The organism is Campylobacter sp. P255 (genome assembly GCF_003627915.1).
GTDB lineage: Bacteria > Campylobacterota > Campylobacteria > Campylobacterales > Campylobacteraceae > Campylobacter_D.
The window spans coordinates 56,229-74,821 of the sequence record NZ_NREN01000002.1; the positions used below are offsets into that span (position 1 = coordinate 56,229).

Genomic DNA, 18,593 nt, shown 5'->3' on the forward strand with positions numbered 1-18,593 from the left:
GGAAAAAAATGACTTATGAGAGCTTAAAACCTTTAATATACAAACTAGATCCAGAAAACGCCCATGCTTTAGCTGAATTTAGCATGCGTACTTTGGATTGTATTTTTCCCGGAGGACTTAGTTTTTTTGCAAAAGACTACATAGTAAACGATGAAGCCCTAAACCAAGAAATTTTCAATCTACATTTTTACAATCCAGTAGGTTTAGCAGGTGGATTTGACAAAAATGCAACCATGATAAGACCACTAAGTGCATTAGGTTTTGGATTCTTAGAGTATGGCACCTTTACTCCAAAACCACAAAGTGGCAATGAAAAACCTAGACTTTTTAGGCTAGTTGAACAAGAAAGCATTCAAAATGCTATGGGCTTTAATAACAAAGGCAAAGATGCTATTGCTAAAGCAGTTAAAAAAGTTTACCCTTTTAGTATACCCTTGGTTGCTAATATAGGTAAAAATAAAATCACCCCAAATGAAGAAGCGATCAATGATTATATTATTTTATTAAAAGAGTTCAAGGACTTATGTGATTTATTTGTAATCAACATTTCCTCACCAAATACTAAAAATCTAAGAGATTTACAAAGTGAAGAATTTGTAAGCACCTTGTTTAACCAAGCAAAAGAAATCACAAACAAACCAGTCATTTTAAAAATCGCACCAGATATGAATATCGATAGTGCTATATCACTTTGCAAAAGCGCTATTAGTGCAAAGGCAGATGGTATTATTATGGCAAATACTAGCATTGATTATTCTTTGATTGATAATGCAAGAACTTTTGGTGGAATTAGCGGTAAATTAATCACTCAAAAAAGTGCAACCTTCTTTAAGGAAGTAGCAAAAGAAATTTATCAAGATACTGTTTTAATAGCAAGTGGTGGAATAGACAGTGCTGAAACCGCTTATGAGCGTATCAAAAATGGTGCTAGTTTAGTTCAAATTTATACTGCTATGATCTTTAAAGGGCCAAGTATAGTCAAAAATATCAACCAAGGTTTAATCGAACTTTTAAAACAAGATGGCTTTAATCATATCAGTCAAGCTATAGGAGTAAATTTTAAATGATTCATTATAAAAACACTACCCTTGAGAACGGACTTGAAATTTATACCCTACCTGTTAACAAAAAAAGCGGGGTAATTAGTGTAGATATTTTTTATAAAGTTGGCTCAAGAAATGAAAAAATGGGAAAAAGTGGCATAGCACATATGCTAGAACACTTAAATTTTAAAAGTACTAAAAATTTAAAAGCAGGTGAATTTGATGAGATAGTTAAAGGTTTTGGCGGAGTGGACAACGCAAGCACAGGCTTTGACTACACACATTATTTCATCAAATGCTCCAGTGAAAATTTAGATAAATCTTTATGGCTTTTTGCAGAATTAATGCGTAATTTAAATCTCAAAGATGATGAATTTCAACCTGAAAGAGATGTAGTTTTAGAAGAAAGACGATGGAGAACTGATAATAACCCTTTGGGTTATTTATACTTTAGACTGTATAACCACGCCTTTTTACACCATCCATACCATTGGACTCCAATAGGATTTTTCAAAGATATACAAAATTGGAGTATAGAAGATATAAAAGAATTTCACCAAACTTTCTACCAACCCAAAAATGCCATCTTGCTTGTAAGTGGTGATATTAATGAAGATGAAGTTTTTAACCTAGCCAAAAAACATTTTCATGATATTAAAAACACCAAAGCAATTCCTATAGTCCATGAGAAAGAACCTGAACAAGATGGCGCTAAACGCATTATTTTGCACAAAGAAAGCGATACACAATTACTAGCGCTTGCATATAAGATTCCTGCGTTTAATCACGAAGATATGCCAAAACTTTGTGCTTTAAGTGAACTTTTGGGAAATGGAAAAAGCTCTCTCATAAGTGAAATTTTAATCGATAAACTAGAGCTAATCAATGAATTTTACGCTTATGCTAGTGAAAATATTGATGAAAACTTATTTGTATTTATCTGTGTTTGCAATGAGAGTGTTCAAGCTGAGGATGTCGAAAAAGAACTTTTAAAAATTCTCGATGATGTAAAAAATGCTAAATTTGATGATACTATCATGGAAAAAATCAAAAACACTGTAAAAAGTGATTTTATTTTCTCATTAAGCAATGCAAGTAGTGTGGCAAACATTTACGGATCTTATCTTGCAAGAGGAGATTTAAAACCTTTACTTGATTATGAAAAAAATATCGAGAGTCTAAACAAAGATGATTTAATTCATTGTGCTAAAAAATATTTCAATGCAAATAAATCCACCACAATCATCTTAAGAAAGGGCAAAAATGAATAACAAAACAATCATAGGTGCAATGACTGCTTTAATTACTCCATTTAAAAATGGAAAATTAGATGAGCAAACATATCACAAGCTTATTAAAAGACAAATCGCAAATGGTATTGATGTGGTAGTACCTGTTGGAACAACCGGAGAAAGTGCGACTTTAACTCATGAAGAGCATAGAATTTGTATAGAAATTGCCCTTGATGCATGCAAAGGAAGCTCTTGTAAGGTTTTAGCGGGTGCAGGAAGCAATGCTACACACGAAGCTGTAAGTTTAGCTAAATTTGCCCAAGAACATGGTGCTGATGGTATTTTAAGTGTTACACCTTATTATAACAAACCCACGCAAGAAGGTTTGTATTTGCATTATAAAGAAATAGCAAAAAGCATTGATATACCTGTATTATTATATAATGTACCAGGTAGAACAGGATGCGAACTACAAACTGAAACCATTATAAAATTATTTAGAGATTGTGAAAATATTTACGGAGTTAAAGAAGCTAGTGGAAGTATTGATAAATGCGTAGACTTATTAGCACACGAACCTAGAATAATACTTTTAAGTGGCGAAGATGCAATTAATTATCCTATACTTTCAAATGGTGGTAAAGGTGTGATTTCAGTTACTTCAAATTTACTTCCTGATATGATTTCAAAATTAACTCATTTAGCTTTAGAAGAAAAATACATCGAAGCAAAAAAAATTAACGATGAGTTGTATAATATCAATAAAATTTTATTTTGTGAAAGCAATCCTATACCTATTAAAGCCGCAATGTATATAGCAGGGTTGACCCCTACTTTAGAATATCGTTTGCCGCTTTGCAAACCTAGTGATTGTAATTTAACAAAAATAGAAACAGTAATGAAAAACTATAATATAAAAGGATTTTAATGGAGACTTTTTTTCAAAATAAAACTTTAGTAATTAGCGGTGGAACAAGAGGGATTGGCAAGGCTATTGTGTATGAATTTGCAAAAGCAGGAGCTAATGTAGCTTTTACTTATAATTCTAATGCTGACTTAGCTCAAGAAATTGTAAAAGATTTAGAGTCAAATTATAAAATCAAAGCAAAAGCATACGAGTTTAATATACTTGAACCAGAAACTTATAAAGAATTATTTGAAAAAATTGATCAAGATTTTGATAGAATAGATTTTTTCATCTCTAATGCTATCATTTCAGGTCGTGCGGTAGTAGGTGGATATACTAAATTTATGAAACTAAAACCAAAAGGTATCAACAATATCTTTACCGCAACTGTAAATGCTTTTGTTGTGGGTGCTCAAGAAGCAGCCAAAAGAATGGAAAGAATCGGCGGAGGTAGTATATTATCTATTTCTTCTACAGGAAATTTAGTCCATATTGAAAATTATGCTGGACATGGCACTGCAAAAGCAGCGGTTGAAGCTATGGCAAGATACGCTGCAACTGAGCTTGGTGCAAAAAACATCCGCGTAAATGTAGTAAGCGGTGGACCAATTGACACTGACGCACTTAAAGCATTTACAAACTATGAAGAAGTAAAAAACGCAACAATTAATCTTAGTCCACTTAATCGCATCGGCGAACCTCAAGATTTAGCTGGGGCATGTTTATTCCTATGCTCTGATAAAGCAAATTGGATCACAGGTCACACACTAATCGTTGATGGTGGTACCACTTTTAAATGATTTATTGCCCCCCCCCTTTTTTTTTGGGGGTATTTTTATCACATAAGGATTAAACAAACATGAATTTACCCAACGCCTTGGCATTTATAAGGATACTATTAGCTCCTATTTTATTTTATTTATTAATTCATGATTTTGAAAATATCCATCCTAGCTGGGTAAATTATTTTGCGTGTGTTGTTTTTGGTATAGCAGCTTTGACTGATTTTTTTGATGGTTATATTGCGCGCACTTGGAACCAAACTACAAAACTTGGCGCCATCATTGATCCTTTAGCAGATAAAATGCTTGTTCTAGCTGCCTTTTTAGGTTTATTACTCACTCATAGAGCTGATCCATGGATGGTTTATATCATCTTAGTTAGAGAGTTTTTTATCACTGGATTTAGAGTGGTGATGGTAAGTGAAAAATTTGATGTGAGTGCTTCTTTTGCAGGTAAAATCAAAACAAGTTTCCAAATGATAGCCATCATTTTTTTAACCATGCAATGGCCATTTGCAAATATCTTGTTATTTATTGCTTTAATATTAACATTATATTCTGCTTTAGAATACATTCTAGCTTATGTAAAACATTTAAAAAAGGCGTAAATTGAAGTCATATTTATTTTTACTACTTATTTTAGCCATAGGATTTAAATTTTATTCTTTTAGTTTTTTAATTACACTTTTAGTGATATCTTTTTTAATTTTTTTTCACGAGTTAGGGCACTTCTTAGCTGCAAAACACATGAAAGTCGATGTAGAAATTTTTAGCATAGGATTTGGAAAAGCTATTTTTAAAAAAACTTATAAAAACACAGAATACCGCTTATCTGCTCTACCTTTAGGTGGTTATGTTAAACTCAAAGGACAAGATGATTTAAATCCTGGTGAAAAAAATTATGAGCCAAATAGCTATAACACCTTAAGCCCTTTAGCTAGAATTTACATACTTTTTGCAGGGCCATTCTTTAACTTCTTTTTGGCTTTTTTACTCTACATAGCCATAGGTTTTTTAGGAGTGCAAAAACTTGCACCTATCATCGGAAGCATTGCGCCTAATTCAGCCGCTGAAAAAGCAAATTTACAAGTAGGCGATACGATTATGGCTATCAATGGAGTTGCGATTCAAAGCTTTGAAGAAATCAGTAAATTAGTACATGCAAAAACAACAATACTTGATATAAAACGCGATGGTGCCTTGATCAAGGTCACTCTAACACCGCAAATTGATGAGGGTTATAACGAATTTTACCAAAAGGTACAAAAGCCTCTTATTGGTATTGCTCCTAAGGGTGAGTTTGTGACTATTTATCATCAAGGTTTTACAAGCTTAAAATACGCCTATGAAGAAAGCATGGAAGCTTCTTTACTAATCTTTAAAGGACTTGCTAAAATTATCAGCGGAGAGTTAGATGCTAAAAACATGGGTGGTATCATTACCATGGTGGATGTTACCTCTAAAGCTGCAAATACAAGCATAGTTGTTTTGTTTTTAATCACTGCTTTAATCTCCATTAATCTTGGAGTGCTTAACCTACTTCCAATCCCTGCTTTAGATGGGGGACATATCTTATTTAATCTCTATGAGTTCATTTTTAAAAAAGAAGTTCCAAAGGTGTGTTTTGAATACCTAAGCTATTTTGGCATGGCTTTACTTTTAGCTTTAATGGTTTTTGTAACCTACAATGATCTTACTCGTTTTATGAGCAATCAATAAGTTCTTGTGGCAAAATCATAACGATTGAATTTGCCTATAGCATTTTTATGGTAAAGGCTATTATAAAATTGCTTACTTAAGCTTTGCTCATAATTGAGTCTAAATTTTACCCACATTGCCGCTTGATCTTTTGCGTTAGTTTTTTCATCTTGATAATTAAGCGATAAATCTAAAATTGACAAAGGTGAATAAGTGATATTGTATTGATTTTGTGCTTCTTTTATGTTTGAATTAATATTAATCACACTTAAATAAGGCAAGTCAAACATCACCCCAAGCTCGGTACTATCATCAGTATCATTTTCTTTCACATCATAATAATTTGCATACGCTTTAAAATAATCACTAAACTGCAATTCAGCGCCAAAGCTATTTTTAGAACAAGCCTCTTTATAGTAATCATTAAAATAATTAAAACCTAGGTAAAAATCATCTATTTCATAACGATTGATCAACCCCAAAGAATAAGCTTGTTCAATTTGACCTATTCTTGCTTGTTTTTCTAGCAACAAACTTGCATTATCATAATCAGCAATAGTATTAATATTCTTAATATTTACATTTAAAGCATTATAATCCAAACTAGCTTCTGTTTTATCTTTGGAACTTAAATTTAAAACCTTTGCCAAAGACTGACTAGCAAAGGATCCAAGATCAGTATTTTGAGGTTGAAACTCTTGTGGTTTTTGAAACAATACTTGCTTAGAAACCGTGCTTGTTTTTTGCATTTTAGTGATATTCACATCACCCTCACCTAAACTTTCTTCCAAACTCAAGGCAAAACCGTTTAAGCATAAACATGTTAAACAAATATATTTTTTCACACAACCTCTTATTAAATACTTATATTCATTTTACACTTATATTAAGTTTTTTTGAAAATTTAAAATACCTAGAAAAAGTGAATTAAAGGTAAAAATCTAAACTTTTCCTTTTTTGAGCTGACGAATTAAAAAGCGAGCAGGATGTAAAGCATATAAAAAATCATTTTCCATTTGTACTTCATCAAAAATCATCGAACAAATAGCTCTAGCGCAAACTATAGCACTCGCAAAAGCTCTAGAGCCATGCGCAATTGAAAAATACAGTGGTAAAAAATCATTTGGTCTTTTTTGAACTTTATTTTTATGCCATAAAAGTCCTTTATAATTTTGCAAATAAAAATTTTCATCATACGCTTGACCTGCTATAGCAAATCTATCACTTGAGTACGATCTAAATCCAACTTTACCACCAATAACTTCTAATTTTTCATCATGCAAAAACTCTTTGATATTTTCAATATTGCTTTTATCATCCTCTTCTAAAAGCTGCTCATCTTGATTAAGCCTATCATAACTTGCACCAATTAGTTGCATATTTATCTCATCGTTAATAGGGCAAACATATCCTTTTGAGGAAAGCGCATGAGTGTTTTTTAAAAACGGTTTTAAATGCGTACACTGACCTCTTACACTACTTAAACTCATAAATTTATAATTTAAAAATTCTCTAGCGCTAGCCCCTTGAGCATAAATTAAAACATCATAATCTTTCAATACTCTTTCGCGGTCAAAATATAAGGTGAATTTTTCATCATAAGTATAGTTTAAAAACTCATATTCAAAAAACACATTGGCACCGCTTTTTTTAAATAAGGTTTTAACTATTTCTTGAGGTTTTATACACATTCCATCTCGTAAAAAAGCTTGATGTTTTACAATATCAAATAAAACATTATCTTTTTGACTATCAAAACGTTCTTGCATTAACTCATTATGTGCAAACTCATAAACACCTTGAGGTTGTAAATTTAAAACTTGTCTATAAAATCTACTTGCTTCGATATAAGCATACTGAGAAAACTCACCTAGCAAAACATTTGGTTTTAATATCAATGAACTCAAAATTCCATTGATATTTCCCGAAGCACCTTTACCTAGACTGTCTTTTTTTTCAAAAACATCTGCTTGTATATTTCGCAAAGATAATTCATAAGCTAAACTTGCGCTAGCAATCCCAGCACCGATAATAGCAACTTTCTTAGGTGGATTTTTCAAAGAAGGGGTTTTAAAATAACCAAATTTATCTTCTAATTCTAAGCCTTTGTATATAGCTTGAATCATTTCTCTTTTTTTAAAACCCTTAACTTTTTGAACTTCAAAACCATGAGCAAGCAAAGATTTTTTCAAAATACTAGCAGCAGAAAACGTAAGAATCTTGGTATCTTTTTTTGAATTTTTAGCAACCAAGCCTACAATATCTTCATTAAACATATCTTGATTTTTTGCCGGTGCAAAACCATCTAAATACCAAACATCTGCTTTAAAATCTAATTTCTGTAATTTCTCTTTAGCTTCCCCAAAAACTAAATCCAAAAAACTATCTTGAAAATAAAATCTATAAACCCCATCTTTACAATAAGGATAAGCTTGCAAAAACGGCTCCAACCAATCCTTAAATTCTTCATAAAACCCAAGAGTTTGGTAAATTTCCCTTAATTTTTCTTTTTCTATATAAAAATTTTCAAAACTCACGTAAAAAAGTTTTTGTTTGTCTTTTTTTTCTCTTAAAAAGCGCTTTAAAGTAAGAAAGAAATTTAAACCTATACCAAAACCAAGCTCTGCGACAATTGTTTTTTCTTTATTTAATTCAAAGGCATTGGTATAAATATACCGACTTTCGCTTAAACCATCGCTAGAATTAAAATAATAATCATCAAAATCTAAAGAAAATGGCGCATTGTCCTTGATGATAATCTTTGCTTTTTTCATTGATTTTTATAAAAATAGCTCTCTATTCCATTTGCAATACCAATAGCCAATAGATCTTGGAAATTTTTATTTAGCAATCGATTTCTTTCGCTAGGATGACTAATATAACCTATCTCAATCAAAATTGCAGGCATTTGCGCACCTACTAAAACCCAAAATGGCGCTTCTCTCACTCCACCATCAACAACTTTGTATTTTTTTCTTACATTACTTAAAATCTTTTTTTGCACATCAATGGCAAGTTTATTAGAAGCGACTATTTTTTCACGATTTAAAAAATTTAAAAAGGTTTGCTTAGAAAAATAATTCATTTCTTCAAAGTCAGATTGATTTTCCAATTCTGCTGCCTTTTTACTTCTTTCACTTCTTGCTGGCGATAAAAAGAAAGTTTCAATCCCTTGTAAAGTTTTAGCTCTTTGTTTATTTGGAGCTGCGTTTGCATGAACAGAGATAAACAAATCTGCCATTTTTTCATTAGCCATGGAAGTTCTATCTCTAAGATTTATAAATTTATCTGTGCTTCTAGTGTAAAAGATCTTGTACCCTCGTTTTTTTAGTTCATTGCCAAGTTTAAGCGATACACTCAAAACCACATCTTTTTCCCTTACGCCTTTGTCACCTAAAGTACCAGGATCTTTTCCACCATGACCTGGATCAATCACAATCACCTTGCCTGATTTTCTAATACTTGGTTTTTGAATTTTAGTATTGGATTTTGCAACTGTGGTTTTAGTTTTTTTCTCAAAACCAATAAACAAATCATCATCTAAATCAATATTTGTTTTAAAATCAACATTAGAACTCAATACCGCTCTAACGGTTGTTTTATTAAATTGTACAATAGTAATAGATTGATTTTTACTAACATCAATTTTTCTTCTATCTCCTTCCAAGATAGCCTCAAAACTCACGATTGAACGATATATTTTACCATCTTTAAAAGAACTAATTTTAATATCTTCGATATCAATATCGCTGCTTAATTTTAAGCTCACACCATTTTTTTCTTTGTTTGATTTTAAAATATACAATGGCTCTTGTTTGCTAGCTGGAGTCTTTTTAACATTTTCCTGTTTTTTCACAATAGCTTTGGGTGCCTGGGCTTTTTCAGCTTTTTCAGCTTTTTCAGCTTTTTCAGCTTTTTCAGCTTTTTCAGCTTTTTCAGCTTTTTCAAGTCCCATATAAAGATTTTCATCTTTTAACTCGATTTTAACTTTCAATTCTTTTTTTGAAGTTAAAACCAAACGCATTGTAGTTGGATTAAACTGCGACACAATGATGTCAAACTCTTTAAAATCAAAATTTTTCTTAGGTCCTTTCAATACCCCTTCAAAATCAGCCACATAGCGAACATTATTCTCGCCTTTTAGTGTGAAATTTTTAATTTCTTTCTGACTAATTTTTTTACTCAAATCCAACATCACACCGCTATCAAGCTTTTTAACATCAAGCACAAAAAGTTCATCTGTAGCCGAGTCTTTCTTATCTTCTTTCTTATCTTCTTTCTTATCTTCTTTCTTATCTTCTTTCTTATCTTCTTTCTTATCTTCTTTCTTATCTTCTTTCTTATCTTCTTTCTTATCTTCTTTCTTATCTTCTTTCTTATCTTCTTTTTTATCTTCTTTTTTATCTTCTTTTTTATTGACAACTGTAGTGTTATTTTCTTTTTTATTTTGATCTTTTTTAATTTTTTGATCTTGGATAACATTCAAAGCATTTTTTAAGCGAGAAATCTCTGCCTCACCTACTCCACTTTCTTTAAGCTCTTGCACATAAGCTTTGTCATCAAAACCTAAAAAATTGGAACTAATGATCAATCTTTTTAAAATTTCATTTTTTTCTTCATTATTGTCATTAATCACGCTTTGTATATATAGAGATTTTAGTTGCTGATGTAGTTGTAGTTTTTCTTCTGCATTAGAGGTTAAAAAATTTTGATCAAAATTTTTCACCTCTGCATTTGCAAAAACACTACAGCAAAATATCAAAAAAACAAAAAATATTTTAAGCATCTTCGCCATTAACAAGTTTATTTATTAGCTCTTCTACACTGATAAGTTTTTCAAGCCTATATCCATTTGCACCAGTAAAAAACAAGCCTGTTTCTTTTTTACCGCTCCATGCATCATATAATCTATCCGCGATACAATACCCCACTTTAGTAGCCTCTTTACCCCTTCCACACGGAGCAACACAATTACTTACGCAAGAAATTTTAGGACCCATTCTTTTATCAACTAGATTTAAAAGATTTGTTCTTACCCCCCTTGCAGGATACCCAACAGGAGATTTTAAAAGCTCAATATCTTCTTTTTTACATTCGAGTAATACTTGTTTAAATTCATCGCTCGCATCACATTCAAAAGTACCGATAAAGCGTGTTCCCATTTGAACTCCACTTGCACCTAGAGAAATCATTTTTTCTATATCTTGTTTATCCCAAATTCCACCTGCAGCGATCAGAGGTATGTCGCCCCAGTTTTTAATCTCTTGTGCAACCTGTGGTACTACATTTTCTAATTGATACTCTTCCATCAAGCATTGCTCATAGGTAAAACCTTGATGCCCTCCACTTTTTGGACCCTCAACGATAACTGCATCAGGTAAACGATTATATCTACTTTGCCATCTTTTGCAAATGATTTTTAAAGCTTTAGCAGATGATACAATAGGCACTAAAGCAACATCGGGATAATCTTGCGTAAATTCAGGTAAATTAGTAGGGAGTCCTGCACCTGAAACTATCACATTAAAGCCTACTTCACAAGCATTACGGGCAATTTGAGCATAATTGTTACTTGCATATAAAATGTTACAGCCCAAAGGCGCATCTTTACAAACTTTTCTAGCATTATCAATCAAAGCTTTCAAGCCCGCTTTAGAGTAAAAATTATCACTACCATAAGGCTTTGCATTGAATTCTTTATCAATGTGTGTTCTATTTTCATAATAACCTGTACCAACTGAAGAAATAATCCCTAAACCACCATTTAAAGAAACTGCAGAAGCAAGTCTATCCCAACTTATACCAAGACCCATACCACCTTGAAATATAGGATATTTTATCTCGTGCTTTCCAATTTTTAAAGCTTTAAAACTCATCATACAACCTTTAATTTTGCAAATTTTCTTTTTCCAACTTGTAAAATATATTCGCCATTTTCTAGTTGGAGTTGTTCATCTTGAACTTTTTCACCATTAACACTTACTGCATTTGAATTAATCAATCTTCTTGCAGCTGAAGTGGAGCTTTCCATTTTACATTCTACTATAGCTTTTGCTAGCCAAATACTACCTTCTAAAGTAAAACTTGGCATATCACTAGGAAGCTCTTTTGCACTGTGAATTTTATCAAATTCTTCCTTAGCTTTTAATGCACATTCACTAGAATGAAAACGTGCAGTGATTTCTAAAGCTAAGTTTTCTTTGGCTTTTTTAGGGTGTAATGAACCATTGCTAATATCTTCTTTAATTTGTGAAATTTCGTTTAAACTTTTTTCACTTAAAAGCTCATAATACCTAAACATCAATTCATCGCTTATACTTAAAACCTTAGCATACATATCTTTTGCATCTTCAGTTACACCGATATAATTTCCTAAGCTTTTGCTCATTTTATTTACACCATCAAGACCTTCAAGCAATGGCATCATCATAACCGCTTGTTCTTTTTTACAATCATACACTCTTTGAAGCTGTCTACCCATCAAAAGATTAAATTTTTGATCAGTTCCGCCCATTTCTATATCGCTTTTTAAAGCAACACTATCATAACCTTGCAAAAGTGGATACAAAAACTCACAAATTGATATAGGGCTTTGTTCTTTAAAACGCTTAGTAAAATCATCTCTTTCAAGCATTCTAGCTACACTAAATGTCGAAGTCAACTCCACTATACCGCTTGCACCTAATTCATTTAACCATTTAGAGTTGAAATGAATTTGAGTTTTATCAGGATCTAGAATTTTAAAAACTTGCTCTTCGTAAGTTTTAGCATTTTTTAGCACTTCTTCTCTATCAAGCTTCTTTCTTGTTGCGCTTTTTCCTGTAGGATCGCCTATTTGTGCAGTAAAATCGCCTATTAAAAACTGTACAATCGCTCCATGTTTTTGAAGCAAAGCCATCTTGCTTAAAACTACCGTATGGCCTAAATGCAAATCAGCTGCTGTTGGATCAAAACCAGCTTTTACAAAAAAGTTTTCACCTTTTTCATAATAATTTTTTACCAAAGAAACTAATCTTTCCTCATCAATGATTTCTGCAATTCCTCTTTTAATTTCTTTAATAATTTCATTAATATCCATAAAAAACCTTTTTTAGTGATTATTATATGCATCATTTAAAGATGTAAAATCTAGAATTTTATATCTAGCCTTCAACCTTTCTTTTGCACTTTCAACATCCATATTATTAGGTAATTCAACCTGCACTTCAAAATAATTTGCCACCACAGGTTCTGAATCAGCCGAGTTAATACTTAAAACATTAATCTGCATTTTAGCTAAAGTAGTTAGAAAATCCGCTAAAGAGCCTTTTTTATTTTCTATTGAAACAATAATTTTGTAACTTTTTATCGAACTTTCATTCCAAAAAACAAAAACCATTTCTTTATTATCAGCTATCTTTTTCATAGCCTGTTCACAAAGCTTATGATGGACAATTGCACTAGTTGAATGCCTAAAAGCGATAATCTCATCTCCTCTTTTAGGCCTACAACAATAATCAAAATTGATTGTAGTGATTTTATAGTTTGACCCCACTACCATACTTTCAAATTTTTGTTCATTTTGTTCAAATTTGGCCACTTGAGTTTGCCCTGCATATTTTCTAAGACTAATGATCACTTCTTTAAAATAATTAAAATCTAAAGCGATTTGTCTAAGCTTTTTGTTAAATTTCTCTTTTTCAAGCCATTCTTCGATTAGTTTTGAATCTTCATTAAAAACAGTAGATAAAAGATTAACTGCAATTTTATTATTTAGCTCTTTTTTCTTTTGCTTGCAAAAATCCCTTATACTAGCTCTAGCTTTTCCTGTTTTAACGCTATCAATCCAAGAACATCTAAAAAATTCTTCCTCTGAAGTTTCAATGCTTACAATATCCCCGTTTTTAAGCACAGTTAAGAGTGGAACTTTTACACGGTTTACAAAAGCTGTTTTTGCATGAAGACCAACTTTAGTGTGTACTTCATATGCAAAATCCAAAGCCGTAGCGCCACGTGGCAAGGTGAAAATTTCACCTTTTGGTGAATACACTGCAATATCTTCTATATATAAACTATCTTTTGCGTACTCATAAAGTTCTATAGCATCACAATCTTGAATATTATTTCCCTCTTCCTTGCCATGCATGGAAATATCTGCAAGCCAATCTAAATTCGGAGTAGCGATATTACCTTCTTTGTATTTCCAGTGTGCTGCGACACCAAATTCTGCAGTTTTATGCATATCAAAAGTACGAATTTGTGCCTCTATGATATTTTTCGCATCAAATAAAGTAGTGTGTAAAGTTTGATAACCATTTTGCTTTGGTAAAGCTATATAGTCTTTAAATCTTGAAATCAAAGGATTAAAATGCGTGTGTAAAATCCCCAAAGCTAAGTAACAATCATACACTTTTTCAACTAAAATTCTCACACCCAAAAGATCTAAAACTTCATCAAGCCCTACACCCTTTCGCTGCATTTTTAAGTAAATTGAGTAATTATGTTTGATTCTTTTATGTATGACAAAGCTGCCTTGTCTAAAGCCATTTTGTAAAAATAACATTTCTATTTTTGAAATAAACTCATTAAATCCAAGTTGAATTTGCTGATCTTTTGCGTTAATATAATTATCAATTTGCGCATATTCATCAGGTAATAAAAATTTAAAACTCAAATCCTCGAGTAAATTTTTAATACTTGATATACCAAGCCTATGCGCAATTGGCGCATAAACCACTAAGGTTTCTTCACTGATTCTTTTTTGCTTATCTTCTCTTAAAAAATTTAATGTAAGCATATTGTGCAATCTATCACATAGTTTTATCACAAGCACACTCACATCTTCAATACCTGCTAAAAGCATATTTCTAAAAGTCAAAGCAGACTTTGCGAGTTTTTCATTTGAGTTAGAATGCGTAAGATGATCTTCTCTAATGCTGACTATTTTAGTTAAGCCTTGTACTAATTTTGTCACCTCTTCACCAAATTCCGTATTAAGTTCTTCCTCGCTACAAGTAGTATCTTCCAATACATCGTGCAATAATGCGGCTATAATCATAGACTGCACGGGACTTAAAAAAGCCACAAAAGAAGCTACTAAAATAGGATGCACAGCATATGGCTCACCACTTTTTCTAAACTGTCCTTCATGCTTTTGAATACAAAAATCTACTGCTTTTTCCAAAACAGCAGATTGGGGAAAAACCATAAAAAGAATTTCTTTTGCTCTTTGTAAATCTTTGCAATTTTTTATATCATCAACAAGTTTGTCTAACAACAACTCATCATTTATCAGCTTCAATAAATCCCTCTAATACAATTTTATCTTCTGCTATCTCATGTAAAGCAATATCAGTATATTTGTATTTGTTTTTATCTAAATTTACTAAAGGCTCTGCACCATTTGCAAGTTCTTCAGCTCTCTTAGCCACCACAAGTGCTAATTTATATCTATCATCTTTTAATTTTTTTAGTGCTTTTGCAGCTACTTGTTCTACTCTCATTATTTATCCTTAATCTTGATTTTTAACAATAGAGCATAAACTCATATCGCCTTGAATGATTTTTAATAAATTTCCTTCTTTAAACATATTGCAAACTACAATAGGTAAAGCATTGTCTTTAGCCAAAGCAATAGCAGTATCATCCATCACTTTAATGTTATCATGCAAAGCTCTTTCATAACCTAACTCGTTTAACATCACAGCATCGTCAAATTTATTAGGATCTTTATCATAAATGCCATCTACTTTGGTAGCCTTGATGATCATATCTGCTTGAATTTCCACTGCTCTTAAGGTTGCAGCTGTATCAGTAGTAAAATAAGGATTACCAGTACCACAGGCAAAAATAACTATACGTCCTTTTTCTAAATGTCTATGTGCTCTTCTCATGATATAAGTTTCACAAAATGCTTCCATTTGAATAGCACTTTGAACCCTTACATCAAGCCCAGCACTTTCCAATGCTTCTTGCATTGCTATAGAATTAATCACAGTAGCAAGCATACCCATATGATCACCACTTGTTCTTTTAATCAAACCATCTCTAGCCGCAGATACTCCTCTGATGATATTTCCACCACCTATCACAATACCCACTTCCACATTTTCTTTAATTAAGCTTTTAATTTCAGAAGCTATATACTTTAAAATGGAATTTTCTATACCAAAGCCATTTTCCCCAGCTAAAGCTTCTCCAGAAAATTTAACCAATACTCTTTTTCTTTTATTATTCATTAAATTTCTCCTTATAATCTAAGAACTATATCAAATTTCGCATTAAAAAAAACTAATTTATTTTATCATTTCTAAAGGATTGATGTGAAAATTCTTTTGTGTAACCTCAAATGTTAAGTCACTTTCTACTCTTCCTATAATATAACCTTTTTTGATATTTCTACCAACTTTTACTCCAGGTGCAATCTTATCCAAATGTGCATAAATAGTATGAATGCCATCTTTATTTTCTACAATAACAACTTGTTTTAGAGTAGGCGTTGCTTTGGCAAAAACCACTTTTCCATCAAGCACATTCCTTACAGCGGCATTAGGAGTATTGCTTTTTAATACAACATTTTCATTATAAATTTTGATATTATAAATTGGATCAACATAATTTCCAAATTTTTGCTTTACAGTATAAGATTCTAATGGAGAGATGGTTTTAACACCACTATAACGCTTAACACTACTTGTTTGATAACTCGAACCAACCTGCTTTACGCCTGAACTAGGTTTTTTACTTTGTTCTTTTTTCTGCGCTAGCTTTTCTTCTTCTCTTTCCTTGATGATTTGCAATTTATTTAAAGTTTTTCTTAGTTCTTGTTGCTGTGCTTGTAGATTAGAAAGTTTTCGTGTATAAATTTCCTTATCAGTTTTTTGTTTTGCAATCTCTCTTTCTTGTTTTTTTCTCAAATTTTTTAACTCATCAATTTGATCTTTGTAATTCTTTAAATTTGCATTAATTGTATTAATTTGACCTTGCTTTTCTTCTATTTTTTTACTGATATCTTCATAATCTTTTGAAATTTGATAAAACTCTTCTTTAAAAATTTTATCCAAAGCTCCAACCAACTCCAAGGCAATAATCGCATCTTCACTTTCGATATATTTTTCAGGTATCGCTAAATCATAGGCGAAATCTTTTGCTATCAAATCAATCAACTTACCTTCAATTTTATTTTTATTATGCAAAAGATCCTTATTTTGTATATTTAACTGTTCTAAAGCTTTAATTTGGGTTTTTACAGAACCTTCAAGTTTAGATGTTTTTGAATTTAAAACACTAATTTCAGTAGCAATTTTTTTAAGATTTTTTTCATTATCTAAAATTTCACTTGCTAAATCTTCTAGTTTTTTAGACAGTTGCTTTACTATGCGTTCATTTTCCTTGATATCTTTTTGTTTTTGTGCGATTTCATTAGCAAATAAAACAGAAAAAGAAAATAAAAAAAGCCATAAGCATTTTTTCATTTTCTAACCTTAAACATTACAAAATTAACACATGCAAAACACACACAAAGAATAGCTAAAAAGATCAAAAACAAATGCGTGAAAATATTGATCTTAGGTAAACTTATATCCACACTTTGCAAAGCTAGTTTAATAGCTTCAAGATCATATACTTGGGTAAAAAACAATACAAGCAGCAAAAACGCAACCAAACAATCGATAAAAACGATCTTATAAAGCATGAAAGATCTAAACCAAAATGGCGCTCCAAGCAAGCACATAATCTCAACTCTTTGCGTATGCTCAAAAAGCCATATTTTCATCTGTTTAAGCAATAAAACAAAACTAAGCAAAATAATAATAAACAAAACAAACCACAATAAAAATTTCACCAAAACCAAAAGCTTATAAATTTTTGTATGTGTTTTAGCAAAGGTTTCTACTTTAACTATGTTTGAATTTTTTAACAATTTTTCTTTTAAAACATTTAACTCATCTTCTGACAAAAGTTTATTAAGCTTCAAGGTATAAAATTTAGGCAAAGTTGCTTTTAAAACTTCAATATTCTTAGCTGAAATATCATTTTTTAATCTATCTATCATTTCGCTTGGATTTAAAATTTCTAAAGATTGAAAATGACTAACTTGATCTTCTATATTTTTTTTATCCAAGTGATTTTTAGCTACCACAATGATATTATAGTCTTTGTTTAAAAGTTTCTCATAGTGCTCTATAGTTTTGTTGGTAATGATTAAAAACTCAAAAGCAAACATCATTACCATTAAAGCAAATATCAAAGAAAGATGATTTTTAAAAGATTTCATTCATTCTCCCATTTTCAATATTAAAACGACGATAATCTAATCTTAAATTAGTAGGAATTCTATGTGTAACAACTACCACACAAGTACCTAATATCTCTCTTGCTGATTTTAGTAAAGTCCAAATAATATCTGAGGAGTACTCATCTAAGTTTCCCGTTGGTTCATCACATAAAAGCAACTTAGGATTATGCGCCAAAGCTCTTGCCATAGCAACACGTTGTTGTTCTCCACCTGAAAGTTGAGCTGGTTTTTTGTCAGCTTTAAAAGTTAAATTTACATGCTTTAAAAGCTTTGCTGCTTGCTCTTTGCATACATTTTTACTATAGCCTTTGATCATCAAAGGAAGCATTACGTTTTTTTCAACGCTAAATTCTTGTATCAAACGATAATCTTGAAAAATAATACCAATTTTTTGTCGAAGTTGTAAAAGTTCAGCATTAGATACTTCTGTTAAATCATTACCACACACTTTTAAATTTCCACTAATTGGCTCTAAATCTCCATAAAAAGATTTTAACAAAGTTGACTTCCCACTACCACTTTTTCCTGTAATAAAAACAAAATCATTATCTTTTAATGAGAAACTAGCATTTTCAATTACAAGCTCATCATAACCAAGACAAAGCTTTTTAGCTTCTATCATCACCGCATTTTCCTTATAAAAATATTTTTATA

General features: G+C 31.3%; 17 protein-coding genes. 6 read left to right on the forward strand and 11 right to left on the reverse strand.

The features are described 5' to 3' along the window. Positions 1-8 precede the first annotated feature (8 nt). From CKA54_RS01520 to rseP, 6 genes are read left to right on the forward strand one after another with little or no spacing between them, the layout of a single operon-like run. A complete protein-coding gene (locus CKA54_RS01520; protein ID WP_120759387.1) occupies positions 9-1,067 on the forward strand; it encodes a quinone-dependent dihydroorotate dehydrogenase in 1,059 nt (352 codons plus the stop codon). Further along, complete coding sequence (locus CKA54_RS01525; RefSeq protein ID WP_120759389.1) at positions 1,064-2,314, forward strand: pitrilysin family protein; 1,251 nt, start codon at positions 1,064-1,066, stop codon at positions 2,312-2,314. Before CKA54_RS01520 ends, CKA54_RS01525 begins: the two co-directional genes overlap by 4 nt. Further along, a complete protein-coding gene (gene dapA, locus CKA54_RS01530; protein ID WP_120759391.1) occupies positions 2,307-3,203 on the forward strand; it encodes a 4-hydroxy-tetrahydrodipicolinate synthase in 897 nt (298 codons plus the stop codon). Before CKA54_RS01525 ends, dapA begins: the two co-directional genes overlap by 8 nt. Further along, positions 3,203-3,982 carry an enoyl-ACP reductase gene (locus CKA54_RS01535; RefSeq protein ID WP_120759393.1) on the forward strand — a complete coding sequence of 260 codons (780 nt, stop codon included), beginning with the start codon at positions 3,203-3,205 and terminating at the stop codon, positions 3,980-3,982. Before dapA ends, CKA54_RS01535 begins: the two co-directional genes overlap by 1 nt. A 59-nt stretch (positions 3,983-4,041) precedes the next feature. Continuing rightward, positions 4,042-4,572, forward strand: a complete 531-nt coding sequence (gene pgsA / locus CKA54_RS01540; RefSeq protein WP_120759395.1) for a CDP-diacylglycerol--glycerol-3-phosphate 3-phosphatidyltransferase — start codon at positions 4,042-4,044, stop codon at positions 4,570-4,572. 1 nt (position 4,573) lies between these two features. Next, complete coding sequence (rseP, locus tag CKA54_RS01545; protein WP_120759396.1) at positions 4,574-5,683, forward strand: RIP metalloprotease RseP; 1,110 nt, start codon at positions 4,574-4,576, stop codon at positions 5,681-5,683. On the opposite strand, the gene CKA54_RS01550 is transcribed toward rseP, so the two are convergent. The 11 genes from CKA54_RS01550 to CKA54_RS01600 form a co-directional block, all read right to left on the reverse strand. Continuing rightward, the gene (locus CKA54_RS01550) at positions 5,677-6,507 is read right to left on the reverse strand and encodes an inverse autotransporter beta domain-containing protein (RefSeq protein WP_120759398.1); all 831 of its coding nucleotides are present in this window, start codon (positions 6,505-6,507) and stop codon (positions 5,677-5,679) included. The two genes, rseP and CKA54_RS01550, sit on opposite strands and share 7 nt — an antisense overlap. A gap of 96 nt (positions 6,508-6,603) precedes the next feature. Next, positions 6,604-8,436 carry a bifunctional tRNA (5-methylaminomethyl-2-thiouridine)(34)-methyltransferase MnmD/FAD-dependent 5-carboxymethylaminomethyl-2-thiouridine(34) oxidoreductase MnmC gene (mnmC, locus tag CKA54_RS01555; protein WP_120759400.1) on the reverse strand — a complete coding sequence of 611 codons (1,833 nt, stop codon included), beginning with the start codon at positions 8,434-8,436 and terminating at the stop codon, positions 6,604-6,606. Beyond that, positions 8,433-10,448, reverse strand: coding sequence for an N-acetylmuramoyl-L-alanine amidase (locus tag CKA54_RS01560; RefSeq protein ID WP_120759402.1), 2,016 nt, complete (start codon positions 10,446-10,448; stop codon positions 8,433-8,435). Before CKA54_RS01560 ends, mnmC begins: the two co-directional genes overlap by 4 nt. After that, positions 10,441-11,538 carry a nitronate monooxygenase gene (locus tag CKA54_RS01565; RefSeq protein ID WP_120759403.1) on the reverse strand — a complete coding sequence of 366 codons (1,098 nt, stop codon included), beginning with the start codon at positions 11,536-11,538 and terminating at the stop codon, positions 10,441-10,443. The genes CKA54_RS01560 and CKA54_RS01565 overlap by 8 nt, the downstream gene beginning before the upstream one ends. Further along, complete coding sequence (tyrS, locus tag CKA54_RS01570; RefSeq protein WP_120759405.1) at positions 11,538-12,740, reverse strand: tyrosine--tRNA ligase; 1,203 nt, start codon at positions 12,738-12,740, stop codon at positions 11,538-11,540. Before tyrS ends, CKA54_RS01565 begins: the two co-directional genes overlap by 1 nt. A gap of 12 nt (positions 12,741-12,752) precedes the next feature. Continuing rightward, the gene (locus CKA54_RS01575) at positions 12,753-14,942 is read right to left on the reverse strand and encodes a RelA/SpoT family protein (RefSeq protein ID WP_120759407.1); all 2,190 of its coding nucleotides are present in this window, start codon (positions 14,940-14,942) and stop codon (positions 12,753-12,755) included. Next, positions 14,926-15,144, reverse strand: a complete 219-nt coding sequence (locus CKA54_RS01580; protein WP_043019661.1) for a DNA-directed RNA polymerase subunit omega — start codon at positions 15,142-15,144, stop codon at positions 14,926-14,928. The genes CKA54_RS01575 and CKA54_RS01580 overlap by 17 nt, the downstream gene beginning before the upstream one ends. 9 nt (positions 15,145-15,153) lie before the next feature. Next, a complete protein-coding gene (gene pyrH, locus CKA54_RS01585; RefSeq protein ID WP_120759408.1) occupies positions 15,154-15,879 on the reverse strand; it encodes a UMP kinase in 726 nt (241 codons plus the stop codon). Positions 15,880-15,936: 57 nt separating this feature from the next. Beyond that, complete coding sequence (locus CKA54_RS01590; RefSeq protein WP_120759410.1) at positions 15,937-17,115, reverse strand: murein hydrolase activator EnvC; 1,179 nt, start codon at positions 17,113-17,115, stop codon at positions 15,937-15,939. Next, positions 17,112-17,918, reverse strand: a complete 807-nt coding sequence (locus CKA54_RS01595; RefSeq protein WP_120759412.1) for an FtsX-like permease family protein — start codon at positions 17,916-17,918, stop codon at positions 17,112-17,114. The genes CKA54_RS01590 and CKA54_RS01595 overlap by 4 nt, the downstream gene beginning before the upstream one ends. Then, on the reverse strand, positions 17,905-18,561 hold the full coding sequence (locus tag CKA54_RS01600) for a cell division ATP-binding protein FtsE (protein ID WP_120759414.1): 657 nt from the start codon (positions 18,559-18,561) through the stop codon (positions 17,905-17,907). Before CKA54_RS01600 ends, CKA54_RS01595 begins: the two co-directional genes overlap by 14 nt. Between the last annotated feature and the right edge of the window lie 32 nt (positions 18,562-18,593).

What these genes read in the sequence shown, in the direction of transcription:
- CKA54_RS01520 (WP_120759387.1), top strand. Translation starts at nt 9, where the DNA reads ATGACTTATGAGAGCTTAAAACCTTTAATATACAAACTAGATCCAGAA.
- CKA54_RS01525 (WP_120759389.1), top strand. Translation starts at nt 1,064, where the DNA reads ATGATTCATTATAAAAACACTACCCTTGAGAACGGACTTGAAATTTAT.
- dapA (WP_120759391.1), top strand. Translation starts at nt 2,307, where the DNA reads ATGAATAACAAAACAATCATAGGTGCAATGACTGCTTTAATTACTCCA.
- CKA54_RS01535 (WP_120759393.1), top strand. Translation starts at nt 3,203, where the DNA reads ATGGAGACTTTTTTTCAAAATAAAACTTTAGTAATTAGCGGTGGAACA.
- pgsA (WP_120759395.1), top strand. Translation starts at nt 4,042, where the DNA reads ATGAATTTACCCAACGCCTTGGCATTTATAAGGATACTATTAGCTCCT.
- mnmC (WP_120759400.1), bottom strand. Translation starts at nt 8,436, where the DNA reads ATGAAAAAAGCAAAGATTATCATCAAGGACAATGCGCCATTTTCTTTA.
- CKA54_RS01560 (WP_120759402.1), bottom strand. Translation starts at nt 10,448, where the DNA reads ATGCTTAAAATATTTTTTGTTTTTTTGATATTTTGCTGTAGTGTTTTT.
- CKA54_RS01565 (WP_120759403.1), bottom strand. Translation starts at nt 11,538, where the DNA reads ATGAGTTTTAAAGCTTTAAAAATTGGAAAGCACGAGATAAAATATCCT.
- tyrS (WP_120759405.1), bottom strand. Translation starts at nt 12,740, where the DNA reads ATGGATATTAATGAAATTATTAAAGAAATTAAAAGAGGAATTGCAGAA.
- CKA54_RS01580 (WP_043019661.1), bottom strand. Translation starts at nt 15,144, where the DNA reads ATGAGAGTAGAACAAGTAGCTGCAAAAGCACTAAAAAAATTAAAAGAT.
- pyrH (WP_120759408.1), bottom strand. Translation starts at nt 15,879, where the DNA reads ATGAATAATAAAAGAAAAAGAGTATTGGTTAAATTTTCTGGAGAAGCT.
- CKA54_RS01590 (WP_120759410.1), bottom strand. Translation starts at nt 17,115, where the DNA reads ATGAAAAAATGCTTATGGCTTTTTTTATTTTCTTTTTCTGTTTTATTT.
- CKA54_RS01595 (WP_120759412.1), bottom strand. Translation starts at nt 17,918, where the DNA reads ATGAAATCTTTTAAAAATCATCTTTCTTTGATATTTGCTTTAATGGTA.
- CKA54_RS01600 (WP_120759414.1), bottom strand. Translation starts at nt 18,561, where the DNA reads ATGATAGAAGCTAAAAAGCTTTGTCTTGGTTATGATGAGCTTGTAATT.